This window comes from Mesorhizobium tamadayense (assembly GCF_003863365.1).
In the GTDB taxonomy this organism is placed as follows: Bacteria; Pseudomonadota; Alphaproteobacteria; order Rhizobiales; family Rhizobiaceae; genus Mesorhizobium; species Mesorhizobium tamadayense.
Genome location: NZ_RQXT01000080.1, coordinates 1 through 22,893 on the forward strand (window position 1 = coordinate 1; position 22,893 = coordinate 22,893).

The window sequence follows — 22,893 nt, forward strand, 5'->3', positions numbered from 1 at the left end:
GGAGATTAGCTCCCCATCGGCGGGCCGACGCCGCGCGCCGAAAGCCTGGCCGAGCCGGTGCGAACGGGCGCGGGCTGGCGCATGGCGAGGCGCCCAGCGACATAGTTCTTGACCTGGTGGACCGCCTGCTCGCGCGAGACGCTGCCCGGCTGCAGGCCGAGCCTCAGCCACAGCCCGTCGATCAGCGCGGTGATGCCGAGCACGATCTCCTCGGCCACCTCCGGCGATGCGAGGAAGCGCAGGCCGGACAGAAGGTTCGAGCGCATGCGCGCATGGATCACCTTCTGGATGCGCGCCAGCTTCTCGTCACGCGGCACCTCGGCGCAGAGAGACAGCCAGGCGTGGCAGAGCGGCGGCAGGAACAGATGCTCCTCGAAATTACCCTCGATCACCGCGTCCAGCCGCTCCATCGGCGTCCGCGCCCGCTTGAGCCGCGCCACCACCGCGTTGCACAGCACGGCATTTGCCTCGCGCATCGCATGCTCGAACAATTCCTGCTTGTTGCGGAAATAGTGCAGCACGATGCCTTTCGAGGCGCCGGCCTGGGTCGCCACCTTTTCCAGCGTGGCGCCGGCAATGCCTTCGCGCTCCAGTACCGCGAAGGCCGCCTGCCGCAACTCCTTGCGGCGTATGTCGCTGAGACGCGTAAGCTTCACCGGATCGATCCATGCATCGCGAATCCATGTTGACATTTTCGCCCGCTCAGATCAACAATTGACCAATGGGACAATAATATGACCAATTGGTCAAACAATTGGTCGACATGAGGAGAACCGGAATGTTGCGCATGCTGATGAATAGCGCCGTCCTGATGCTGGCCGCCCAAACGGCTTACGCGGCCGATGCCGAGCAGTGCAGGGTGGTCCGCATGGCCGAGCCCGGCTGGAACGATCTCGCCTTTACCACCGGCGTGGCCAAGGTCCTTCTCCAGGCCCTGGGCTATGAGCCGCAGAGCGAGGTGCTCGGCATCAACGTCATCTACGAAGGCATGAAGAACAAAGACCTCGACCTGTTCCTCGGCTACTGGGACCCGGCGATGGTCACCTACTACGAGCCCTACAAGCAGGACGGTTCGATCGAGAATGTCCGCGTCAATCTGGTTGGCGCCAAATACACCTTCGCCGTGCCGACCTACGTCTGGGAAGCCGGCGTCAAGGACGTGGCCGACCTGCACAAGTTCGCCGACAAGTTCGGGAAGAAGATGTACGGCATCGAGCCCGGATCCAACCAACTGATGATGGACGCCATCGCCGATCCTCAGTTCCAACTCGACGGCTGGCATGTGGTCGAGTCGAGCGAAGCCGGCATGCTCTCGGAGGTCGGCTACGAGATCAAGGAGAAGCAGTTCATCGTCTTCCAGGGCTGGGCGCCGCATCCGATGAACACGATGTACGATTTCAAGTACCTGACCGGCGGCGACAAGTTCTTCGGCCCGAATTTCGGCGCCGCCACCGTGACGACGCAGGTGCGCAAGGGTTTTCTGCAGGAATGCCCGAACGTCGCGCAGTTCCTGAACAACCTCACCTTCGACATCGATCTGGAGAATGCCGGCATGGGCTATCTCATCAATGACGGGATGAAGCCGGAGGATGGGGCGCTAAAGTCGATCACCCTGAACAAGGATCGCCTCGACGCCTGGCTCGCCGGCGTCACCACCTTCGACGGCAAGCCCGGCCTTGCCGCAGTCAAGGAAAAGCTCGGACTGTGAGGCCGGAGGCATTGGACCTGCCGGAGCAAGAGGCCGAGCAGGGCGCCTGGGCCGGCCGCAAGCGGTTCGTCGATGTCGGTGGCCTCGATCTTGCCTATGTCGAGGTCGCCGGTTTGGAGCCGCCGCTGCTGCTCGTCCACGGCTTTACCGACACCAGCCGCAGTTTCTCGCTGCTTGCGCCGCATCTTTGCGGCCGCCGGCTGATCATGCCCGACCTGCGCGGCCACGGCGCCTCGCAGGCAGGCCGCGGCTTGAGGGTCGCCGATTTCGCCGAGGACATGGCCGGGTTGATCCGGCGCTTGCGGCTCGAGCGGCCGGTCGTCGTCGGCCATTCGCTTGGCGCCATGGTAGCGATCGCGCTGGCCGCGCGGCATCCGGAACTGGTCGGCGGTCTGGTTGTCCTGGCTGGCACGCTAAGGCCAGATTTTCCGGCAGACCATCCCCTCGTCGCCGGTGTCGCGGCACTGCGCGATCCGATCTCGTCCATCGATCCGTTCTATGACTGGTGGCATGCCTGCGGGCCCGGCGTGCCGCGGGCGTTTCTTGCCGGATTGGCCAACGACGCGTCGGCGATGCCGGCAGCGCGCTGGCGCGCCATTCTCGAAGAAATCCGCCGGACTGATCTGACCGCCGCGGCGCGGGCCGTGCGGGTCCGGACGCTGGTCATAGCGGGCGCCTGCGATCCTCTTTTCGGCGAAGCGCACCAGCAGGCCCTGGTTGAAGCACTGGCCCGGTCACGTCTCGTTTGGGCGCAAGATTGCGGTCACAACCCGCATTGGGAGGATCCCGCCTTTGTCGCCGACGCGATCGCCAGCACGTTTCAGAACGCGGAATCGTGATTACCTCAGCAGCGATCGGGCCGTCGGCGTCAGGCGCAGCGTCTCGGCCGGCTTTGTGCGATCGGGCGGCGTGATGTCGTGCGAAGCAGCGAGGGCGCTGTAACGGGCAGGGGCGGTTTCGTCGTCGAAAGCGGTGACGGCGATGAAGACATTCTCGCTGGCTCGCACAGGCAGCCGCGGAAAGGTGTTTTCGGCATGTTCGCTGATGAAGGCGCCGAGCAGCCGGGCACCGTTTGCCGTGAGTCGCGGAATCGCTTGCACCTGGAAACGCTCGGCAAAGTCAGCTTCCATGCCCCGGCGCAAATGATGAATCCGTATCTCAACAATACCGTCTAAGTGACCATTCCGGCTTTTGTTTTCGGCTTCACTCGCGGTCGGTCGTTCATGTCCCGACGGGTTGAAGCCCGCGCCCTGCCATGCCGGTTTCAGAAGCAGCACATCGTCGGAATCGATCATCGTCGCGTTGGCGGCGTCGCGATGCTCGGCCCAGACCGGTCCGCCATAGAAGGCGGTCAGCGCGTCCTTCCTGGCCTCCATGTCCTCGAAGCCGCGCAGCCAGACGAACATGTCGGGGCGGTCGAGGTCGCGGAATTGGCCGATGATGGTCATGCCCGTCGCTTCCTGGCTCTCGATGAACTCGCGATCGAAAAGCGCGATCAGCGTTTCGCGCCGGCCAGGCTTCAACGTGTATTGCCGAAGTTCCACCACCGGCGAGGCAAGGCGAGGGGAAGTGTCGTTTCGAGCGAAGCTCATTGCCGACTCCAAAACAGGATGATCATCCTGTTTATAAACAGACCGGTTGTCCTGTTTTGTCAATCTGATATTTTCGCCTTTTCCCAAAGGGGAGAAGGAGGAGATGGCGATGCGCAAGAAACGCACCAACGACCCCGAAGGCATGCGCCGCCGCGTGCTCGATGTGGCGGAAGACTCCTTCCAGGCACGCGGCTATCACGCTTCCAGCCTCGGCGACCTTATGGCGGCGGCTGGCGTTACTGGCGGCGCGCTGCATCACCATTTCCCGACCAAGAAGGCGCTGGCGCTGGCGGTGATCGAGGAGCGCGTGGCGGCCGCGGTTCAGGAGACCTGGATCGAGCCGGTCCGGGCAGCGCCTTCGGCGCGCGAAGGCGTGCGCGCCGTGTTCGAGGCGGTGGCCGCGGAACTCGAGCAGCAGGGCTATGTGCGCGGCTGCCCGCTCAACAACCTGGCGCATGAGCTGTCGCTGGCGGACGCCGATTTCCGTCTGGCATTGGCCGACATATTCGCCGGCTGGCGCCTGGCGATCGCCGACAAGGTGCGGGCCGACCAAGAGGCCGGTGGAGAGGGCGAGACCGATCCGGATCGCTTCGCGGCGCTCGCCGTCGCCGCCTATTCCGGCGCCATGTCGATGGCCAAGACGGCGCAGGATGCGAGCGTGTTGCGGGAGTGCTTGGAGGGGTTGGAGAGTGTCGAGCCCCCGTCATCACAGAACGGTTCGGTAGCCAGGCGACGCCGTAGGGTGCTGCGACGGCAGACAATCTGCTGACGCCGGCGCGGGCGCTGTCCGGCCGACGTCTCCATCCGACCACGCCTCACTCCTTCAGCGGCTTGATCGCCTCGAATCCCACCTCGCTCTGCGCGCTCGTCCCCTCATCATAGCGTCGCGCCAGCACCGCCTGCAGGTCGGGCGCATAGAGCGCGGTGAAGCTGTCGATGACCGCGCCGGAATCGCCGGTGATCGTCTCGCTCACCGCCAGCACATTGTATTTGCAGTCGCCGAGCTTATAGGTCTCCTTGCCCTTGACGGCGAGCGCCAGCGTTTCGGTGCCCTTCGGCGCCTTCTTTGACGACAGCCGCACGAACATGGTCTTGCTCTTGGCGCCGGCCTTCAGCGGGAACAGTTTCTTGACGTCGCCGAGCGGGATCATCGACAGCCGGCCGGTGTCGCTGTCGCGAAACACCTCGATCAGCCCGGCATAGAGATACTGCGTCTGCGGCGACTGCGACTGATATTCGTTGGCGACCGCGACCATGCCGCCGGGCGCCGGCCGGAACTCGCTGCGGATGCCGGGCTTTTCCAGCACGAAACCGGCCTTGGCGGATTTGGCGTCGACGCAGTCGGCAGCCTTTGCGGTGCCGGCGAGGGCTAGCATGGCGAGCGCCATGCCGATCGTCATGGGTTTCATGCCTTCCTCTCCTGGATGCATTCTGGAAGGAATGACAGAGCCTCTCCGCGCTGTCGACCCAGGCGCCCTTCACGATTCAACCAAGGCTTGAAAAGGACCGCCGATCTGGACGATCCGGTGCTGAAAATGTTCAATCGCGCGATGATCAATCGCCTGTCCTCAGCATTCTTGTCCCGTCGCGATTTCTTGGGCCTCGCGGCGGCTGGCCTTGCAGCGACCTGCGCCTTGCCGGGCGCCGCCTTTGCCCAGACCGGCCGGCGCATCCAGCCGATCGACGCCACCTTCCTGTTCATCGCCGATGTTCATGCCTGCCGCATGGTTAGCGGCTTGAGCCCGCACTGTGAGGAGCAAGGCAAGACCGACGCCGCGCTTCTGCGCAACGTGGCGGCACTGAACGCCATCGGGGACAGGCAATGGCCTGCCGAGATCAACGGCGTCGCCACCGGCCTGCGCTCGGCCGGCAGACCGATCGGCACGCCGCTCGGCCTCGTCATCGGTGGCGACATCACCGACGACGGCGGCGGCCAGGTCACCAAGCCGAGCGAAGGCACGCAGCTTTTGCAGTTCAGCCAGCGCTATCAGCAGGGCGTCGGCTCCGATCGCGTGCATATCCCAGTCTATGTCGGGCTCGGCAATCACGATCTCGACCAGAACGGCCCGAAGCGCAATGTCGACTGGTACCGCCGCGAGATGCGCGACTATGTCGAGGTCAACCATCGGCCGGGCGTCTTCTTCAAGCCGCCGGCGCCGGCGACCGACTACGACGTCGACACCGACTGCTATTCGTGGGACTGGGGCGGCCTGCACCTGATCCAGGCGCACCGTTTCGCCGGCGACACCGGCCACGGTGCCTTGAGCAGCCTGCCCTGGCTGAAGCAGGATCTGGCGACCTACGCGGGCGACGGCCGCCCGGTGATCCTGTTCCAGCACTATGGTTGGGACGCGTTCTCGATCCAGCGCTGGGATCCGGCCAAAAAAATCTACGACGACGACGGGGCCGGCAAGCCGCACTGGTGGAGCGAGGCAGACCGCCAGGCGCTGCTTTCGACGCTCAAGGGCTACAATGTCATCGCCATTTTCCACGGCCACCAGCACAAAGTGCCGATGATCTACCGCGCCGATGGGATCGATCTCTTCAAGCCGAAGGCCGCCTTCATGGGCGGCTTCGCGCTGGCGCGGGTGACCGACGACCACATGGATGTGGTGCTGGGCGAGGCGGCCGGCGACCACGGCGAGATCGTCTTCACCAACGCCTTCGCAAAGCAGTTCGAGACCTGACCGCGACGGCCTGCAAATCACATCGCCTTTTTGCACATGGCCTTCATATCGCCACAGGCCTTCTGCACCTTGCCTGTGGCCTTGTCCGCCATGCCCCTGATTTGCATCGCACGGTTTCCGGTAGCCTTGCCTATCGTCTGCCGGACTGAACCTTTGATCTGCTTGGCCAAGCCCGCTATTTGATCCATGTTCACCATCTCCGCATCTCCCGGAGAGCGAATCCGCGAGAGAAACGGGCTGATGTGGTTCGCGGTTCCGTATCCGTGTAGTCGGCAGGGCCGGGGTGGGCCCGCGTAATCCTGTCTGCTTCGCTATGCGATCACTAAGGTGACACTTGAATCGGGGAACCATCTTGGCCGAATTCACCCTCTTCATCGGCAACAAATGCTTTTCATCCTGGTCGCTCAGGCCCTGGGTGGCGATGAAGCACCTGGAAATCCCCTTCGAGGAAAGCTTCGTGCGCCTGCGCACGCCCGATACCGCGGCCAACCTGGCCAAGGTGTCGCCGACCGGCCTGGTTCCGGTGTTGAATCACAAGCCGTTGAAGGGAGGGGCAGGATCGTCTGGGAAACCCTTGCGATCCTTGAATATCTGGCCGATCTCTATCCGGAGAAGAAACTCTGGCCTGATGATCTCGGCGCTCGTGCCTTGGCGCGTTCCGTGGCGACCGAGATGCACTCCGGCTTCCGCGAGTTGCGCTATGGCTGGCCGATGAATCTGCGTCGGCCGAAATCGCACAAGCCGCTGGATGCCGAGGGCGAGGCGCAGCGGGTCCGCATCGAGGCGATCTGGCGGCAGTGCCGCGAGCAATATGGCCGGGAGGGCCCGTTCCTGTTCGGCCGTTTCAACGCCGCCGACGCCATGTACGCGCCGGTCGTCACCCGCTTCGACACCTATGGCGGCGAGCTCGCGCCCGTCACCCGTGCCTATGTTGACGCGATGCTGGCGACGCCGGCGATGCGGCACTGGTATGCCGAGGCCGCCAGGGAGCCCTGGCCGGAGCCCGGCCCGCATGAGCAGGACTAATTTAAGGCTGGCGGTTTCGGTCTGGAATAGCGTCAACTGCTCTGATGGCGGACTTCAAGAATGCCTCTCGCGGCCTATGTGAAGGGACGGGCGGGGTTCCTGGAGATACCCTCTTGACATCCTCTAATTCCACACTCACGGGCAAGGTCGCGCTCGTCACCGGCGCCTCATCCGGCATCGGCGAGGCGACCGCCGCCGCCCTTGCCGCCGTCGGCGCGAAGGTGGCCGTCGCCGCCCGCCGCATTGATCGCCTCGCGACGCTGGTCAGCCGCATCGAAAAAGCCGGCGGCACGGCACTCGCCATCGAAGCCGACATCGCCAAGGGCAGCGACATCACCGCCATGGTCGACAAGGTTGTTTCCAAATGGGGCCGGCTCGACATCCTCGTCAACAATGCCGGCGTGATGCTGCTTGCGCCGACGGCCGAAGCCGATCTCGACGACTGGCGCCGCATGATCGAGCTTAACCTGATCGGCCTGATGGGAACCACCAAGGCTGCGCTGCCGCATCTCAAGGCCTCCAAGGGCCATGTCGTCAACGTGTCGTCGGTGGCCGGCCGCGTCGCCAACCCCGGCGCCAGCGGTTACGCGGCGACCAAGTTCGGCGTCGTCGCCTTCTCGGAGTCGCTGCGCCGCGAGGTCTATGCCGACAAGGTGCGCGTCACCGTCATCGAGCCCGGCCTGGTGCGCACCGAGCTTGGCGACCACATCACCAATGAGGAATTCAAGGCCGGTTTGGAACACCGCCTCGCCACCATGGAAGCGCTGACCGCCGAGGATATCGCCAACGCCATCCTCTATGCCGTCTGCCAGCCGCCGCGCGTCAACGTCAACGAGATCCTGATCCGCCCGACCGACCAAGAGCGCTGAGCCGCCAAAGAACACCTGGGGCGTTGGTCGAGGAGAATTGACCGCCCGCGCATTTCGACATAAATACGTAACCAAATGGATACGCATCATGCCGCAGGCTGAGCAGGACCGTTCCGTCTTCCGCGCCATCGCCGATCCGACGCGGCGCGCCATCCTCGACCGGCTGCGTCAGGGCCCGGCGCCGGTCAACGAGCTGGCCTCGGCCTTCTCGCAGAGCCGTCCGGCCATTTCCAAGCATCTGAGGATCCTGCGTGAGCTCAATGTCGTCTCCGAGCAGCGGCAGGGCCGCGAGCGCGTCTACCGGCTGGAGCCGGCCGAATTGAAGGACGTCGCGGACTGGATCCTGCCCTATCGCGATTTCTGGCAGCAAAGCCTCGGCAATCTCAAATCCTATCTGGAGAACGCCAGTCTGGAGGACGACCAATGGCCAGCAACGACAGACCGCGCGCGATCGCCGACGTTTCGGCCGGCACTATCCTTGCCACGGTGACGATCGCCGTGCCGCCGGAGCGCGTCTTCCGCGCCATCACCGCCGAGGACCAGATCCCGCTCTGGTGGGGCGCGGACAATATGTACCGGACGACGAAACACACGGCCGATGTCCGGCCGGGCGGCGCCTGGCGCTCCGAAGGCAAGGGCGCCGACGGCCGCGAATTCCACGTCGGCGGCGAATATCTCGAAGTCGAGCCGCCGCGTCGCCTGGTGATGACCTGGAAGGCGCCATGGGACGGCGATCAAGTCACCACCGTTACCTACACGCTGGAAGCGGTGGACAACGGCACACGGCTGACGCTGCGCCACGACGGCTTCGGTTCGCGTCACGATTCCTGTCGCGATCACTGTTCCGGCTGGGAGCGGGTGCTGGGCTGGCTCGGCGACTTCCTCGCCGCCGAGGCCGGCACCAAGCCGGCGGCGGTGTTCCACTGCCGGCTGATCCCGCCGCGGCCAGACTTCGCCTTCACCCTGACGGATGCGGAAAAGACCCTGATGAAAAGCCATTCCGACTATCTGCGCGGCAAGCTTGCCGAGGGCAGCGTCATCCTGTTCGGGCCGGTTGCCGACCCCGCTGGCCCATGGGGCCTCGGTATCGTTCGCGCCGAGGACGAGGCCGGCGCCAGGGCGCTCACCGATGGCGACCCGACGGTTCGCTCGGGGCTAGGATTCCGCTATGAGATCCTGCCGATGATGAGTGCGGTGATGTGAATCGGCCCCGGCGCAGACAAACAGACGCCCCTCGCACTTTTTATCGCGCGGGGGGCGCTCGTCGGAGCTTTCAAAGATGGGCATTGAATCGCTTCCGACACTCGGCAAATGCAGGAGCACCGAAATGGTTCCAACTTTTTTCGCGATTTTTGCCGCTCAGGATCGCCGTCCGGCGGCCGCAATGAATTCTCCCGCGGCCCTTTCCTGGATTGACGAAGCGCTGACCGTCCTTTCAAAGGGACCATTCCGATGGGCAGCGCGTGCGCCGGGCCGCGGCCATGCGGTGCTTCGGTAGCGGCCGCCAGACAAGAAATTTGACAGGCGACCAAAAGAAGTCTACAAGAAACATGTCGATATTTGTTTGACCGGCTTTTGTTATCCGCGCGCCAAGCGCGCCTTTGACGAACTTCCTCCCATCAAAAATCGAGACAAACGCTGTTGTGCGGTCGCATGACGGCGAACGAATATTTGCCATGGAAAGGGTTCGTTATGAGCACCGGCACAGTAAAATGGTTCAACGCCACCAAGGGTTTTGGTTTTATTCAGCCTGACGACGGCTCGGCCGACCTTTTCGTTCACATCTCGGCCGTCGAGCGCGCCGGAATGCGCGACATCGTCGAAGGCCAGAAGCTCGGCTACGAGATGGTCCGCGACAACAAGTCCGGCAAGATGTCCGCCGACCAGCTGAAGGCGGCCTAAAGCGGAATTCAGCCTCGCCGGTGACCACGGATGTACTGGCACCGGCAGATGGCGAGAGGAGGGTCAGGCAATGCCTGACCTTTTTCGCTTTCAGGCACTGAATTGTGCGTCGCAGGCGCAATGGGATGTGTGCTAAGCACCATTGCGCCGGCATTTGAAAGCTCCGGGAACAGGAGAAGAATTTGTCCCTCACTTCGAAATCACAAGGCAACCAGGCTGAATCGCTTTTCAGCAGGGCCCGGACCCAGTCGATGTCGCTTAACCGCATCGTTTCCGAGCAGGATGCCGCCAGCCAGGCCCGCGAGGCCAAGACCGCGCGTCTGCGCGAACTGCGCCTGGAGAAGGAAGCCGACGACAGGGCGGCCGCCGCCGCCCTTGCAGGCTCGCCGAAGAAGGTCGGGCCGAAACGCGCAGGCAAACGCTGATGGCCACCAAGCGCGTGCCGAAAACGCCCATCGCCGGGGATTCGACGATTGCCGACATGGTTGAGGTCCTGGACAAGCCGGTCGAATATGTCCGGCGTGTGCTGGAGAAGCTGGAGCGTTGCAGGCGGGCCCATGGCGATGCCCAGGTGCGTGTCGGCGTGCGCAGCCGCGCCGAATGCCCCAACTATCTGATCGAATATGTGCTTGAGGATCGCAAGACCCATGAACGGGTGACGCATCTGGATGCCGCTTACAGCGGCAGCACGCATCGCGAGCTGGCGCCGCATCACATCGCGGAGTCCAGGAACTGGTCGCCCGAGGAAATGAACATCACGGCGGTTTCGGCGCTGATCGGCCGCCTGCGCAATCCGCGGGCGCCGTCATCGCGTTTTTCCGACGAGGACTGACATGGCCATAAAGTTCTCTGCCAAGGATCAGCCGGCGGCCCCGGCGGCCGCTGTGAAGCCGGCCAAGCCGCCTGTCGCGCCGAAAACCGGCGAACCGGTCGCGACCGATCTGTTCGAGACGCCGGCGCAGGTGCCGCCGCGCAAGGCAGGCAAGAAGAAATAGCGCCTTGCCGCGCCAGGCCGATCGCAATCCCCTTGCGCCTGGGCTGGCCGCTTTGGCCGGCACGGACGTCTCGTCGGCGCGGGGAGACGCCCAGCCGGCCTTCGACTGCCAGAGCTGCGGCGCTTGCTGCTCCTATTCGGCCGACTGGCCGCGCTTCTCGACCGAGGAGGATGCCGAGCTCGATCGCATTCCGGAGAAATACGTGTCGGCCGACCTGTCCGGCATGCGCTGCGAGGGCGGCCGCTGTGCCGCGCTTCGCGGCGAGGTGGGCAAGGGGACAGCCTGCACGATCTACGAGATCCGCCCGCATGTCTGCCGCGCCTGCATGCCCGGCGGCGACGACTGCCTGATGGCGAGGGCGGCGCGCGGACTGCCGGTGAACTAGGACGTGAACCCATAAATCAGGATTGACCGAAATGGGTGGAGAGCGGCCATTTAACGAGCCGTCTGAAAACGCCGTCGTGAAACTTGTCTCGCGCCGTGCTATGCCGACCAAGCCAACCAGCACTCGCCGCCGTCAGGGAAAATGCCTCACCGCTGCGGACACACAGAATGTTGACCTGCGGGAGTCGCAAGTCCGGATCAGAAATGAAACGACTGGGAGGATGACGTGTCCTTCGACGCCAATGACTTCGATCAAGCAGTTGAAAGATACCACCTGGCTCTGGATGAGTTCATGAAAGGAAACCCTGCGCCTGCGAAGAGGCTCTATTCCCACCAAGACGATGTGACACTGGGCAATCCCTTTGGCCCGTTCGCGCACGGATGGAAGCAGGTCGTTGAGAAGATGGAGCAAGCAGCATCGAATTACAGGGACGGCGACGCTACCGGCTTCGAGAACATCGCGAAGTGTGTGACGTCTGAGCTGGCATACCTCGTCGAAGTAGAGCGGCTCAGGTCCAAGGTTGGCGGTCAGAGCGATGTCACCCCTCTGGCGTTACGCGTGACGAGCGTTTTTCGCCCAGAAGATGGTCTCTGGAAGATTGTGCATCGTCATGCCGATCCGATAACGACGGCTCAGCCGGCCGATTCGGTACTCCGCCAATAGATGCGGAAGCTCGCGGCCAACTTCCTGGCTATGGTCCAACTCGCCTCACGCTTATGAGTCTAAGGCCTAGTTTGTAACGGCGATGTGATTGACCATGCCAAGCTTGAAATGGCCCGCCTTGTTACAAAGCAGGATGTAGGAGCCGGGCTCAAGCTTCACCGTAAGCGTGCCGGACTTCCCGGGCTCTATGTCTTCAATCTCGTTTACGACCTCGAGCGCACTCTCCTCGACCTCCTTTTCATGCTCGTTGTAAGGCAGCGTCCCGATTGGCTTGTCAGATCTGGCGACGACGAACTCGTGAGCCAAGGTCCGGGAAGTATTAGTCACGTTGAATGTCACATCGCCGGCCTTGACCTGTTCGGTGCTGAGGTCCACGCGCATGGATTGCATGCCCTTGTCGGCCAAGGTGACGTCAACCGTTTCGTCGGCTCGTGCTGGCACAGCGCCGATGATGAGCGCGGCCGCCGCGGGCAACATACCAACTCGCGCCAGCCACGCGATGAGCGTGGTGGTTTCCATTTGTGCGTTTCTCCGTGTTCCCGCGGCGTCGGTCCAACCCTGCAGAGATCAAGCAAGGCCGCCACGATTCGAACTGTCAACGGGCGGGCGTCGCAGTTTATTCCCACGTCCTTGATCCTTTCTGCCGCTAGCCGACTGACGACAAGCTCGGACGCCTCAGCCTGTATCGTTTATGAGTTTACGACCTAGTCCCGCTTGCCCACCGTCACGCTGCCCGGTACCCGCGGGCAGGGCCGTGGAGGAAACCTTGACCATCGAATTCCTGTTGACGTCGCTGATTGTCGTGGCTTCGCCCGGCACCGGCGTCCTCTACACGCTGAGCGCCGGGCTTTCGCGCGGCGCTCGCGCCGCGATCATCGCCGCTTTCGGCTGCACGCTGGGCATCATCCCGCACATGGCGGCCGCCATCACCGGCCTTGCCGCGGTGCTGCACACAAGTGCCGTCGCTTTCGAGACGCTGAAATATCTGGGCGTCGCCTATCTGCTTTACATGGCTTGGAACACGCTGAAGGAGAAGGGCGGTCTTGCCGTCGACCAGAACGTCGCGCCACGCTCTGCCGGCAAGGTGATCACCTCCGGCATCCTGATCAACATCTTGAACCCAAAACTGTCGATCTTCTTCTTGCCTTCCTGCCGCAATTCGTCAGCACCACGGAGCCGCACGCTTTTGCCAAGATGTTGGAGCTCTCCGGCGTCTTCATGCTGATGACCTTCCTCGTCTTCGTCGTCTACGGCGTGTTCGCGGCCGCGGTCCGCAGCCATGTCGTGTCGCGGCCGATGGTGCTGACCTGGATGCGCCGCACCTTCGCCGGCGCCTTCGTCATGCTCGGCGCCAAGCTGGCGCTGGCGGATCGCTAGCTCAATCTGCCCTTTCGGTTTCGGAAGCCTCCTCGCTTCCGGAACCGGACGCAGCCCGGATGCCCAGCCGCCAGGCAGAAGGCGGGACGCCGATCATCTTCTTGAAGGCACGGCTGAACGCTGCCTCTGACTCGTAGCCGATTTCCGCCGCGATGCCGGCGACGTTGCCGTTGCCGGCGCTGAGCAATTCCGAGGCAATCTGCATCCGCCACTTGGCGAGATAGTGCATCGGCGCCATGCCGACGAGCTTGGTGAAGCGCTCGGCCAGCACCGTGCGCGACAGCGCGGCCTCCTTCGCCAGCGCCTCCACCGTCCAATTGTGCGCCGGCCGGTCGTGGATCAGCGCCAGCGCCTTGCTCAGATGCGGATCGCGCAGCCCCGCCAGCCAGCCGGTATGCTGCGGCGACAGCGACTCCACATAGCGGCGCAGCACGTCGACGAACATCAATTCGCTGAGCTTGGTAAGCACCGTCTCGCTTCCCGCCCGCTTTTCCGCGACCTCCGACACGGCCAGCTTGATGAACTGGCCGAGCCAGCCGCCATCGCCCTTCACGTCACCGGCCTTGATGACCGGCGGCAGCGCTTCGAGCAGCGGATTGAAGGGCAGGGCATCGCAAGCGAGATAGCCGCATACCAGCCGGGCCGACATCGATCCGTCCTTGACGTAGTTGATGGGGAACGGCGTCTGGCTGGCGGCCGCGATCTCCAGCACATCCGCGGTCGGCGGACCCGCGCGCAGGTCTGGATTGCTCGACATGATATGCGGATCGCTCCTGGTGAAGACCACGACTTCGCCGGCCTCCACGGGTATCGCCTCCTTGCCGATGATGCGGGCGAAGCAACGGCCGGCCGTGAGCACGTGGTAGGAAATCAGGTGATCCGCGCCCGGCAGTATCCTCGGCAGTATCGAAGCGGGGGAGGGCGAGCAGACCGCCCATGGGTCCTGGGCCGCGATGTCGAAAAACGTCGCGCCGGTGAGACGCACCGTTTTCAACAGGTCAGACAGAGCGTCCCCGGCCATTCCACCAATGTCCCGTAAGTCGGGCGGCAACCCGGCGCGTCATCCCTTTCGCGTTCCGGACGCGCTGTCAAGTAAGGCGGACGCCCCGTCATTCCGTTCGTTGCCGGAAGCTTTAAACCCCGCCGGGCGCCGAGCCTCGTCCCAGATCGGGAGCTCGAAGCGCGGTCGAACTCAACGAAGATAAGGACGTGAGTCATGACGGTACATAAGGGCGGGTGCTTTTGCGGCGCCGTGGAAATCGAAGTGCGCGGATCGGCCGAGGCCATGGGCTATTGCCATTGCAGTTCCTGCCGTTCGTGGTCGGCGTCTCCTGTGAATGCCTTCACGTTGTGGAAGCCGGAGAACGTCAAGGTTACCAAGGGCGCGGAGTTCCTGTCCGGCTTCGAGAAGTCGAAGATGAGCGACCGCCAGTTCTGCACCAAATGCGGCGGTCACCTGATGACGGATCACCCGCCGCTCGGACTGGTCGATGTCTATGCGGCCACGGTACCGACGGTGGAATTCAAGCCGGGGGTCCACGTCAACTACGCCGAGACGGTGCTTCCGATGAAGGACGGCTTGCCGAAGCTGAAGGACTTTCCGGCCGAGCTCGGAGGGTCGGGCGTGAGCGTGCCGGAGTAGTCCCGGCGATGACGCAAGATTTCCAACAACCACATCTCACGACAGGAGAATATGCATGGACATCGCGACTTTTCGCACCACGCAGGAGCCGATCAAGGATCTATATCGCAAGGATGCGCGGGCGGCACTTCTCACGCTGAAAGCCAAGGGCAGCACCGACGAATCCAGGGTGACCTGCAAGGTCGAGACCGGCCGCGGGCTGGCGCTGGCGGGCATCCATCCGAAGGCCGGCGGCAGCGGGCAGGAGCTTTGCTCCGGCGACATGCTGCTGGAAGCGCTGATCGCCTGCGCCGGCGTCTCGATGCGGGCTGCCGCTGCCGTGCTTGAGATTCCGATCAAGTCGGCGGAAATCTCCGCCGAAGGCGACGTCGATCTTCGCGGCACGCTTGGTGTCACCGAAGGCGTGCCGGTCGGCTTCAAGGAGATCCGCTTGCGCTTCGACATCGAGACGGACGTCGCGCAGAGCCGGCTGACGGAGCTGCTCGAACTCACCGACCGCTACTGCGTGATCTTCCAGACGATCCAGCGCAGCCCCAAGACCTTCGTGAAGCTCAACAGAGTCGTGCGGTAGAGCAATTCCAGGAAAAGTGCGTAGCGGTTTTCCGTCCGGAATCGCGTAAAAAAACTAACCGCAATTTCGGGAAAAGTGCGTAGCGGTTTTCCATCCGGAATTGCGTAAAGCCAAACTAACCGCGATAGGCCCGGAATCCGAACCTTGGCGGGATTCCGGGCCGGGGCCTGAGCGCGGCCTGGCTGAACGCAGCCTGACTGAACGCAACTTGCCGCGCCAGGCCTTATCCCTTCACATATCCCATCGCCTCGATGATCTGCCCCTCTTGGACGCGCATCAGGTTGACGCCGCGCAGCGAATTGCCGTCGGACATCCAGAAGCGCCAGCGGATCGTCGCGCGGTCGCCGGCGACGAAGGTTTCCTCGATGTCGAAGCGCGTGCCGGGTGCGGTGGCGATCGCCGACCAAAGCTCGACGCAGGCGGACTTGCCCGCGCGGCGGGCGCCGTCCGGCGCCGGCGTCGTGTTCTCGATCACGCAGTCATCCGCCACCAGCTCGTCCAGGGCGGAGGGGTCGTGGCGCTGGAAGACGTTGTTGTAACGCCGCATGATCTCTGCCGTTTCGGCGGAGCGTTTGGCCGTGGCGATGTCGATGATGAGTTCCTGGGTCATTGGGATGCTCCTTCCGTTTTCAGTGATCGATGAGGCTCGCCTTCAGCGTGATCGCGGCTACGCCGGCAAGCGCCCGCGAGACCAGGCAAGTCGCCTTTGCTGATTGCGCCAGCCGCTCGAAATCCTCCGCCGCCAGCCCGGCGACGCGTGCCTCCGTTTCCAGCTCGATGCGGGTGATGGTCGGCCCGGCCGCGGTGGCGCCGAGATGCACCTTCGCCACCGTGTGGATGCTGTCGGGAACATGGCCTTCGCGGCCGAGGATGGCGCTCAGCGCCATCGAGAAGCAGCCGGCGTGCGCGGCCGCGATCAGCTCCTCTGGATTGGTGCCCGGACCGTTCTCGAAGCGTGAGGGAAAGGAATAGGCACCCTCGAACACGCCGCTGCCCAGCCGCAACCGGCCGGATCCTTCCTTGAGGGTGCCTTGCCAATCGGCAGAAGCGTCGCGAATTGTCATTGCTGTTTCTCCTTTCTGATTGGTCAGGCGCCGTCGATGACGACCTTGCCGAAGATGTCGCCCTGCTGGAAATGACGGTAGGCTTCGCGTGCTTCGGCGAAGGGAAAGACCCTGTCGATGACGGGCCTCAGCCGATGCGTGGCGACAGCGGCGAGCATCGCCTCCAGCGCGCTGCGGCTGCCGACGAAGACGCGGCCGATGGTGGCGAGGCTGCGCTGATAGACGGCGCCGGGGATCTCGACCGCCTTGCCCTTCTGGTCCTGCACGGTCAGCAGCACGATGCGGCCGTAAAGCGAACTGGCGATCAGCGATTGCACGAAGGTGGCCGGGCCGCCGGTCTCGACGACGAGGTCGATGCCGCCCGTCGCCTCGCGCAGCTTCATGCCCCATTCCGGTATCTCGGCGGTTGCGATGACGAGGTCGGCGCCGAGCGCCCGCAGCCTGTCGGCCTTCCCGGCGCGCGACGTGACGGCCGCCACGCGGCAGCCGGCGAGCTTGGCGAACTGCAGCGCAAACAATGCGACGCCGCCTGAGCCGATGACCAGAACCAATTGACCGGGCTTCGGAACCTCCGCGCCCGTCAGCGCGCTCCAGGCGGTCAGCCCGGCGCAGGTGAAGGTCGTGGCCTCCTGCCAGGAGAGATGCTCGGGCAGCCGCACCGCCCATTGCTCATCGAGCAGGGTATATTCTGAAAGCATGCCGTCCAGGGTGCAGCCGAGCTGGTCGACGACGCCCGGATGCATGCGCCCGTCCACCCAGCGCGCGAAATAGCTGCCGGTGACGCGGTCGCCGACGGCAAAGCGGGTGACGGCATCGCCGATCCCCACCACCTCGCCGGCACCGTCGCTCAGCGGAACGATGCCGGGGCGCGGGGTCAGCGGATAGGTGCCGTTGAGGATCATCGTGTCGCGGCGATTGAGCGAGGTGGCGCGCACCCGCACCACGATCTGATGCGGGCCAGGCTGCGGAACCGCCTCTTCGCGCAACGCCAATCTGTCGATGCCGCCTTGTCCCTCCAGCCGGTAAGTCTGCATTGGTGCCTCCCATATATGTAGACCGATTTACATATTATGTAGACCGATTGTCATATTGGTGGCAAGGCCTATAATCCGTGCTCCTGACAGAGGTTGACATTGTGAGAGGTTGACGTGGCGACGGACACACGCACCCGCATGATCGAGGCGACGGCGCTGCTCATCAGGCAGCGCGGCTATCATGGCACCTCGCTCAACGACATTTTGAGCGCCAGCGGCGCCCCCCGCGGCTCGCTCTATTTCCATTTCCCGGGCGGCAAGGACCAGCTGGTCATAGAGGTGACCCGCGACAGCGTTGCGACGGTCACCGAGAGGCTCGGCGCAGATCTTGCCGCGGAAGGCGACCCGGCGGTCGCCGTCCGCCGCATCTATGAATCGGTGGCGCGCATGCTCGAGGAGAACGAGTTCTCGCTCGGCTGCCCGATCGCGCCGGTCGTGCTCGACGCGCCTAACGATGTGCCGGAGCTTGCCGAAATCTGCCGCGCGGCCTTCGAGCAATGGATCGGCCTTTTGCGCCAGGCGTTCATGCGGGCAGGGGTGCCGGAGCGCCGCGCGCAGGCGCTGGCGCTTCTGGTCGAATCCTCGCTGGAAGGCCTGATGGTGATCGCCCGCGCCGCCCGCGACCGCGCGCCGCTCGCGGTCGTGGCCGATGAGGTGGTGGCGCTGGTTGAGGCGGCGGTGCGTTCCGGCAAGGCGGCTGAGCGCGCGGACGCTGCCGTCTGAAGACTGGCCGCAAGAAGGACCGGTCGAGACGCCCTCCAACTTGTGGCGGACACGATCAATTGTCGAAGTCAGCGCCGCCCCTCACCTGCCTGCCGGCATCCTCTCCCCGTATAGTGACGGGGAGAGGGGCGCTCTCGTCGCCGATTTCGCCAATCGCCTACGTTGCAGAAAGGGAGCCGGCACTGCGGTCAGCCCCTTCTCCCCGTCACTATACGGGGAGAAGTGCCCGGCAGGGCGATGAGGGGCGGCGCCGGCGGTTGGGCGATGGGCGAATTCGAAACTTGACGCGATGTCCCGGGGGACGCCTTGGTCAAACAAAAAGGGCGGCATCTCTGCCGCCCTTTCCGTATGCACTAGCCAGGTAGGCTGACTTAGAAGTCCATGCCGCCCATGCCGCCCATGCCGCCGCCGCCCATGCCGCCCGGCATGCCGCCGCCAGCCGACTCCTTCTTCGGAGCCTCGGCGATCATGGCTTCGGTGGTGACGAGCAGGCCGGCGACCGAGGCCGCGTCCTGGAGAGCCGTGCGAACGACCTTGACCGGGTCGACGATGCCCATGGCGATCATGTCGCCATACTCGCCGGTCTGGGCGTTGTAGCCGAAGGTCGCGCCCTTGTTGTCGAGGATCTTGCCGGCAACGATCGAGGCTTCAGCACCCGCATTGGCCGCGATCTGACGGGCCGGAGCCTGCAGCGCGCGACGCACGATGGCGATGCCGGCAGCCTGGTCGGAATTGATGCCGGTGGCCTTGAGACCGCTCGAAGCGCGCAGCAGGGCCACGCCGCCGCCCGCGACAATGCCTTCTTCCACGGCCGCGCGGGTCGCGTTGAGGGCGTCATCGACGCGGTCCTTCTTTTCCTTGACCTCGACCTCGGTCGCGCCGCCGACGCGGATCACCGCGACGCCGCCCGCGAGCTTGGCTAGACGCTCCTGCAGCTTCTCCTTGTCGTAGTCCGAGGTGGTCTCCTCGATCTGCTGCTTGATCTGGGCGACGCGGCCCTGGATCTCGGCCTTCTTGCCGGCGCCGTCGACGATGGTGGTGTTCTCCTTGGAGATCGACACCTTCTTGGCGCGGCCGAGCATGTTGAGGCCGACATTCTCGAGCTTGATGCCGAGGTCTTCCGAGATGACCTGGCCACCGGTGAGGATGGCGATGTCTTCCAGCATGGCCTTGCGGCGATCACCGAAGCCCGGCGCCTTGACGGCGGCGATCTTCAGGCCGCCACGCAGCTTGTTGACGACCAGCGTGGCCAGAGCCTCGCCTTCGACGTCTTCCGAGATGATGAGCAGCGGCTTCGAGGTCTGCACGACGGCTTCCAGGACCGGCAGCATGGCCTGCAGGTTGGAGAGCTTCTTCTCGTGCAGCAGGATGTAGGCGTCTTCCAGATCGGCGACCATCTTGTCGGCGTTGGTGACGAAGTAGGGCGACAGGTAGCCGCGGTCGAACTGCATGCCTTCGACGACTTCCAGCTCGGTCTCGGCGGTCTTGGCCTCCTCGACGGTGATGACGCCTTCGTTGCCGACCTTCTGCATCGCTTCCGCGATCATCTTGCCGACCGACTCGTCGCCATTGGCCGAGATCGTGCCGACCTGGGCGACTTCCTCGGAGGTCTTGATCTTCTTGGCGGCCTTGCCGAGCGCCGCGACGACTTCGGTGACGGCGAGGTCGATGCCGCGCTTGAGGTCCATCGGGTTCATGCCGGCGGCAACCGCCTTGTGGCCTTCCTGGACGATCGACTGCGCGAGAACCGTCGCGGTCGTGGTGCCGTCGCCGGCGATGTCGTTGGTCTTCGAAGCGACCTCGCGCACCATCTGCGCGCCCATGTTCTCGAACTTGTCCTCAAGCTCGATCTCCTTGGCGACGGTGACGCCGTCCTTGGTGATGCGCGGCGCACCGAACGACTTGTCGATGACGACGTTGCGGCCCTTGGGGCCGAGCGTGACCTTCACCGCGTCGGCGAGGATGTTGACGCCGCGCAGCATGCGCTCACGGGCATCGCGGGAGAATTTTACGTCTTTGGCAGCCATGTTTAACTCCTGGCAGGGGCTCGGATCGAGCCCGAAGATTCAAGATTCAGGTGATGCTGAGGCCGATATTCAGCCGATGATGCCCATGATGTCGGATTCCTTCATGATCAGAAGGTCCTCGCCATTGAGCTTGACTTCGGTGCCCGACCACTTGCCGAACAGGACGCGGTCGCCGGCCTTGACATCCAGAGGCACGAGCTTGCCGGCTTCGTCGCGGGCGCCGGAGCCGACGGCGATGATCTCGCCTTCCTGCGGCTTTTCCTTCGCCGTATCCGGGATGATGATCCCGCCGGCGGTCTTGGATTCGGATTCGACCCGACGAACGACCACGCGGTCATGAAGCGGGCGGAATTTGGACTTTGCCATGTTTACTTCCTCGAGTGAGAACGGTGAGAACTGTTCCTCCATCCGGCGAGGCCGCCGGATATGAGTTAGCACTCACCTAAGGCGAGTGCTAACGTGGCGGTGAGATAAGCTGGCGGCTTGTCAGAGTCAAGGCGCGCGGGGAGGGCAATGGCGCGAAATTTTTCCGGCCATAACGCCTGGCCGAAAACACCCGGTTTGCCGATGACCGTCAATATGAAAAGCGCCGTGTTTCGCCGTCAAACAGCGGCGAAGCACGGCGCGACGCAAATGAAAGGCGGATCGGAGCGGATGCGTCCGCTCAGATATTCATGCCACCCGACACCTCGATACGCTGGGCGTTGACCCAACGGTTGTCCTCCGACAGCAGCGAGGCGATCATCGGCCCGATGTCGTCGGCCACGCCGGCGCGGCCGAGCGCGGTCATATCGGCCACAACGCGGTTGATCTCGGCGTCGTCGCGCACATGGCCGCCGTTGAAGTCGGTCGCGATCGCTCCCGGCGCCACCGTGTTGGCGGTGATGCGGCGGGCGGCGAGTTCCTTGGCCAGGTAGCGCGTGAACACCTCGACGCCGCCCTTCATCATCGCATAGGCGGCTGCGCCCGGCACCGAGAAGCGTGCCAGCCCGCTCGACACGTTGACGATGCGGCCGCCATCCTCGATCAGCGGCAGCAGCGCCTGGGTGAGGAAGAACACGCCCTTGAGATGGATGTTCATCAGCCTGTCGAATTCCTCCTCCGTCGTCTCGGCGATCATCTTGCGCAGGCCGGTGCCGGCATTGTTGACGAGATAATCGAGACGGTCGCGCCGCCAGGTTTCCTTGAGCGTCTTCTTCAACGCCTCGACGAAGGCCGGGAAGCTGGCAACAGCACCGGTGTCGAGCTCGATCGCGGCGGCGCGGCCGCCTGCCGCCTCGATCTCGGCGATGGCCGCCTTCGCCTCGTCGGCGCGCGAGCGATAGGTGAGGACGACGTCGACGCCCTTGCGGGCAAGGTTCAGCGCGGTGTTGCGGCCGAGGCCGCGGCTGCCGCCTGTGATGAGGGCGATGGGGCGGGTGGTCATGGCGAATCTCCTTCTTGGTGATGGAGATGCATATACTCGTCTCACGGGCCGATATAATCGGGCGCGGATTGCCAACACTATTCAGATTATGCGAACAATATCTCATGGACAGGTTCGACAGCATGCGGCTCTTCACCCGCGTCGTGGAACGGCGCAGCTTCACCGCGGCCGCCGCCGACCTCGGCCTGCCGCGCTCCAGCGCCACCGCCGCGATCAAGCAGCTTGAAGAGCGGCTCGGCGTGCAGTTGCTTCGCCGCACCACGCGCCACGTCACCACGACGCTCGACGGCGAGGCGTACTACCAGCGCTGCATCGGCATCCTCGCCGACATCGAGGATGCCGAAGGCGGCTTCGGCGCGCATGAGGTGCGCGGTCGCCTTAGCGTCGACGTCAACGGCCACATGGCGCGCACCTTCCTTTTGCCGGAATTGCCGGCGCTGCTCGCCAGATATCCGGGCCTGACCGTGCATATCGGCGAAGGGGACCGCCTCGTCGATCTCGTGCGTGAGGGCGTCGATTGCGTCATCCGGGCCGGCACGCTGCCCGACAGCGACATGATCGTGCGGCGTCTCGGCATCGCGCGCGAGATCACGGTCGCGAGCCCGGCCTATCTCGAACGCCACGGCGTGCCACGCACACCGGACGATCTGGCCGGCCACATGATGATCGGCTTCGTGTCGTCGCGCACGAGGCAGGTGATGCCGCTGGAGTTCACCGTCGACGGCAAGGTTCGCGAAATTGTCCTGCCGTCGCGAGTCACGGTCGCTAATTCCGACACCAGCGCCGCGCTGGTCCGGCTGGGCTTCGGGCTGTTCCAGGCGCCGAGGCTTCGTTACTCTGATGATCTTGAGGCCGGCCGGCTGGTCGAGGTGCTTCCCGACTTCCCGCCGACGCCGACACCGATCTCGGTGCTTTATCCGCGCAGTCGGCAGCTCTCGCCGAGAGTCAGGGTATTTGTGGACTGGCTGGTGGAGATTCTGGGGCCGAAGCTGGATGCTTCCTGAGAGACAATAGCGACGCCGGCGGGACAGCACCCCCCTCTGGCCTGCCGGCCATCTCCCCCGCAAGGGGGTGAGCTTGGCAGCTTCGGCGCCTCGCTCACTCCTGTTGCGTAGGAGATGACGAAAGCGACCGAGCGCATGATCTCCCCCTTGCGGCAGGGCTGTCCGGGGAAAGTTCTGAGTGAATCGAAATGCCGCATT

29 protein-coding genes and 2 pseudogenes are annotated in these 22,893 nt (G+C 64.1%); 19 read left to right on the top strand and 12 right to left on the bottom strand.

Translation table 11 applies throughout. The annotated features are described in order from the left end of the window. Positions 1 to 5: 5 nt before the first annotated feature. Positions 6 to 692, bottom strand: coding sequence for a choline-binding transcriptional repressor BetI (betI, locus tag EH240_RS34340; RefSeq protein ID WP_125006807.1), 687 nt, complete (start codon positions 690 to 692; stop codon positions 6 to 8). Between the two features lie 86 nt (positions 693 to 778). Between betI and choX the strand changes: the two genes are divergently transcribed. Both choX and EH240_RS34350 read left to right on the top strand, forming a co-directional pair. Further along, positions 779 to 1,708, top strand: a complete 930-nt coding sequence (gene choX, locus EH240_RS34345; RefSeq protein ID WP_125006808.1) for a choline ABC transporter substrate-binding protein — start codon at positions 779 to 781, stop codon at positions 1,706 to 1,708. Then, positions 1,705 to 2,547 carry an alpha/beta fold hydrolase gene (locus EH240_RS34350; RefSeq protein ID WP_125006809.1) on the top strand — a complete coding sequence of 281 codons (843 nt, stop codon included), beginning with the start codon at positions 1,705 to 1,707 and terminating at the stop codon, positions 2,545 to 2,547. Before choX ends, EH240_RS34350 begins: the two co-directional genes overlap by 4 nt. On the opposite strand, the gene EH240_RS34355 is transcribed toward EH240_RS34350, so the two are convergent. After that, complete coding sequence (locus EH240_RS34355) at positions 2,548 to 3,300, bottom strand: NIPSNAP family protein (RefSeq protein ID WP_125006831.1); 753 nt, start codon at positions 3,298 to 3,300, stop codon at positions 2,548 to 2,550. Between the two features lie 109 nt (positions 3,301 to 3,409). Here EH240_RS34355 and EH240_RS34360 point away from each other — a divergent pair, with 109 nt between their 5' ends. Further along, a complete protein-coding gene (locus EH240_RS34360) occupies positions 3,410 to 4,069 on the top strand; it encodes a TetR/AcrR family transcriptional regulator (protein WP_245436655.1) in 660 nt (219 codons plus the stop codon). Between the two features lie 46 nt (positions 4,070 to 4,115). Here the strand turns inward: EH240_RS34360 and EH240_RS34365 are convergent, their stop codons facing one another. Further along, a complete protein-coding gene (locus tag EH240_RS34365; protein ID WP_125006811.1) occupies positions 4,116 to 4,709 on the bottom strand; it encodes a hypothetical protein in 594 nt (197 codons plus the stop codon). A gap of 141 nt (positions 4,710 to 4,850) precedes the next feature. Between EH240_RS34365 and EH240_RS34370 the strand changes: the two genes are divergently transcribed. Beyond that, on the top strand, positions 4,851 to 5,987 hold the full coding sequence (locus EH240_RS34370; protein ID WP_167484292.1) for a metallophosphoesterase: 1,137 nt from the start codon (positions 4,851 to 4,853) through the stop codon (positions 5,985 to 5,987). Between the two features lie 17 nt (positions 5,988 to 6,004). Here EH240_RS34370 and EH240_RS34375 read toward each other — a convergent pair whose 3' ends face one another. Continuing rightward, positions 6,005 to 6,184 (bottom strand): CsbD family protein, encoded by a 180-nt coding sequence (locus tag EH240_RS34375; RefSeq protein ID WP_125006813.1) that lies wholly within the window; start codon positions 6,182 to 6,184, stop codon positions 6,005 to 6,007. A 155-nt stretch (positions 6,185 to 6,339) separates the two neighbouring features. Here EH240_RS34375 and EH240_RS34380 point away from each other — a divergent pair. The 10 genes and pseudogenes from EH240_RS34380 to EH240_RS34420 all read left to right on the top strand — a co-directional run bounded on the left by EH240_RS34380 (position 6,340) and on the right by EH240_RS34420 (position 11,827). Continuing rightward, a pseudogene (locus EH240_RS34380) lies at positions 6,340 to 7,013 on the top strand (glutathione S-transferase family protein). Between the two features lie 113 nt (positions 7,014 to 7,126). After that, positions 7,127 to 7,882 (top strand): SDR family NAD(P)-dependent oxidoreductase, encoded by a 756-nt coding sequence (locus EH240_RS34385; RefSeq protein ID WP_125006814.1) that lies wholly within the window; start codon positions 7,127 to 7,129, stop codon positions 7,880 to 7,882. 88 nt (positions 7,883 to 7,970) lie between these two features. Continuing rightward, positions 7,971 to 8,372, top strand: a complete 402-nt coding sequence (locus EH240_RS34390; RefSeq protein ID WP_245436660.1) for an ArsR/SmtB family transcription factor — start codon at positions 7,971 to 7,973, stop codon at positions 8,370 to 8,372. Further along, on the top strand, positions 8,306 to 9,085 hold the full coding sequence (locus EH240_RS34395) for an SRPBCC domain-containing protein (protein WP_125006815.1): 780 nt from the start codon (positions 8,306 to 8,308) through the stop codon (positions 9,083 to 9,085). The genes EH240_RS34390 and EH240_RS34395 overlap by 67 nt, the downstream gene beginning before the upstream one ends. A 489-nt stretch (positions 9,086 to 9,574) precedes the next feature. Then, positions 9,575 to 9,784: a cold-shock protein gene (locus tag EH240_RS34400; RefSeq protein ID WP_125006816.1), complete on the top strand. Its 210-nt coding sequence runs from the start codon at positions 9,575 to 9,577 to the stop codon at positions 9,782 to 9,784. A 182-nt stretch (positions 9,785 to 9,966) separates the two neighbouring features. Then, entirely contained in the window at positions 9,967 to 10,209 is a 243-nt protein-coding gene (locus EH240_RS34405) for a hypothetical protein (protein WP_125006817.1), read from the top strand. After that, positions 10,209 to 10,616 carry a hypothetical protein gene (locus EH240_RS34410; RefSeq protein WP_125006818.1) on the top strand — a complete coding sequence of 136 codons (408 nt, stop codon included), beginning with the start codon at positions 10,209 to 10,211 and terminating at the stop codon, positions 10,614 to 10,616. The genes EH240_RS34405 and EH240_RS34410 overlap by 1 nt, the downstream gene beginning before the upstream one ends. Before the next feature lies 1 nt (position 10,617). Further along, positions 10,618 to 10,779 (top strand): hypothetical protein, encoded by a 162-nt coding sequence (locus EH240_RS38350; RefSeq protein WP_167484290.1) that lies wholly within the window; start codon positions 10,618 to 10,620, stop codon positions 10,777 to 10,779. Positions 10,780 to 10,831: 52 nt separating this feature from the next. Then, positions 10,832 to 11,164: a YkgJ family cysteine cluster protein gene (locus tag EH240_RS34415; RefSeq protein ID WP_245436662.1), complete on the top strand. Its 333-nt coding sequence runs from the start codon at positions 10,832 to 10,834 to the stop codon at positions 11,162 to 11,164. A 225-nt stretch (positions 11,165 to 11,389) separates the two neighbouring features. Further along, on the top strand, positions 11,390 to 11,827 hold the full coding sequence (locus EH240_RS34420; RefSeq protein WP_245436661.1) for a YybH family protein: 438 nt from the start codon (positions 11,390 to 11,392) through the stop codon (positions 11,825 to 11,827). A 66-nt stretch (positions 11,828 to 11,893) separates the two neighbouring features. Here EH240_RS34420 and EH240_RS34425 read toward each other — a convergent pair whose 3' ends face one another. After that, positions 11,894 to 12,346, bottom strand: coding sequence for a plastocyanin/azurin family copper-binding protein (locus EH240_RS34425; protein WP_125006820.1), 453 nt, complete (start codon positions 12,344 to 12,346; stop codon positions 11,894 to 11,896). 247 nt (positions 12,347 to 12,593) lie between these two features. Between EH240_RS34425 and EH240_RS34430 the strand changes: the two are divergent. Continuing rightward, a pseudogene (locus EH240_RS34430) lies at positions 12,594 to 13,204 on the top strand (LysE family translocator). A 1-nt stretch (position 13,205) separates the two neighbouring features. Here EH240_RS34430 and EH240_RS34435 read toward each other — a convergent pair. Further along, the gene (locus EH240_RS34435; protein ID WP_125006821.1) at positions 13,206 to 14,225 is read right to left on the bottom strand and encodes an AraC family transcriptional regulator; all 1,020 of its coding nucleotides are present in this window, start codon (positions 14,223 to 14,225) and stop codon (positions 13,206 to 13,208) included. Positions 14,226 to 14,420: 195 nt separating this feature from the next. Here EH240_RS34435 and EH240_RS34440 point away from each other — a divergent pair, with 195 nt between their 5' ends. Together EH240_RS34440 and EH240_RS34445 are read left to right on the top strand one after the other, a co-directional pair. After that, positions 14,421 to 14,846: a GFA family protein gene (locus EH240_RS34440; RefSeq protein WP_125006822.1), complete on the top strand. Its 426-nt coding sequence runs from the start codon at positions 14,421 to 14,423 to the stop codon at positions 14,844 to 14,846. A 55-nt stretch (positions 14,847 to 14,901) separates the two neighbouring features. Continuing rightward, positions 14,902 to 15,417: an OsmC family protein gene (locus tag EH240_RS34445; protein WP_125006823.1), complete on the top strand. Its 516-nt coding sequence runs from the start codon at positions 14,902 to 14,904 to the stop codon at positions 15,415 to 15,417. 223 nt (positions 15,418 to 15,640) lie between these two features. Here the strand turns inward: EH240_RS34445 and EH240_RS34450 are convergent, their stop codons facing one another. The 3 genes from EH240_RS34450 to EH240_RS34460 are packed head-to-tail and all read right to left on the bottom strand — an operon-like array spanning position 15,641 to position 17,515. Then, positions 15,641 to 16,027 (bottom strand): nuclear transport factor 2 family protein, encoded by a 387-nt coding sequence (locus EH240_RS34450; protein ID WP_125006824.1) that lies wholly within the window; start codon positions 16,025 to 16,027, stop codon positions 15,641 to 15,643. A gap of 19 nt (positions 16,028 to 16,046) precedes the next feature. Continuing rightward, positions 16,047 to 16,481: an OsmC family protein gene (locus EH240_RS34455; RefSeq protein WP_125006825.1), complete on the bottom strand. Its 435-nt coding sequence runs from the start codon at positions 16,479 to 16,481 to the stop codon at positions 16,047 to 16,049. Positions 16,482 to 16,504: 23 nt separating this feature from the next. Beyond that, complete coding sequence (locus EH240_RS34460) at positions 16,505 to 17,515, bottom strand: zinc-dependent alcohol dehydrogenase family protein (protein ID WP_125006826.1); 1,011 nt, start codon at positions 17,513 to 17,515, stop codon at positions 16,505 to 16,507. A gap of 114 nt (positions 17,516 to 17,629) precedes the next feature. Between EH240_RS34460 and EH240_RS34465 the strand changes: the two genes are divergently transcribed. Continuing rightward, on the top strand, positions 17,630 to 18,238 hold the full coding sequence (locus tag EH240_RS34465; RefSeq protein ID WP_125006827.1) for a TetR/AcrR family transcriptional regulator: 609 nt from the start codon (positions 17,630 to 17,632) through the stop codon (positions 18,236 to 18,238). Between the two features lie 371 nt (positions 18,239 to 18,609). Here EH240_RS34465 and groL read toward each other — a convergent pair whose 3' ends face one another. From groL to EH240_RS34485, 3 genes are all read right to left on the bottom strand, one after another. Further along, complete coding sequence (gene groL / locus EH240_RS34475) at positions 18,610 to 20,265, bottom strand: chaperonin GroEL (RefSeq protein WP_125006828.1); 1,656 nt, start codon at positions 20,263 to 20,265, stop codon at positions 18,610 to 18,612. 69 nt (positions 20,266 to 20,334) lie between these two features. After that, complete coding sequence (groES, locus tag EH240_RS34480; protein ID WP_095801333.1) at positions 20,335 to 20,631, bottom strand: co-chaperone GroES; 297 nt, start codon at positions 20,629 to 20,631, stop codon at positions 20,335 to 20,337. 298 nt (positions 20,632 to 20,929) lie between these two features. Further along, positions 20,930 to 21,691, bottom strand: coding sequence for an SDR family NAD(P)-dependent oxidoreductase (locus EH240_RS34485; protein ID WP_125006829.1), 762 nt, complete (start codon positions 21,689 to 21,691; stop codon positions 20,930 to 20,932). A gap of 104 nt (positions 21,692 to 21,795) precedes the next feature. On the opposite strand from EH240_RS34485, the gene EH240_RS34490 reads away from it, so the two are divergent. Beyond that, on the top strand, positions 21,796 to 22,695 hold the full coding sequence (locus tag EH240_RS34490; protein ID WP_125006830.1) for a LysR family transcriptional regulator: 900 nt from the start codon (positions 21,796 to 21,798) through the stop codon (positions 22,693 to 22,695). Positions 22,696 to 22,893: the final 198 nt, after the last annotated feature.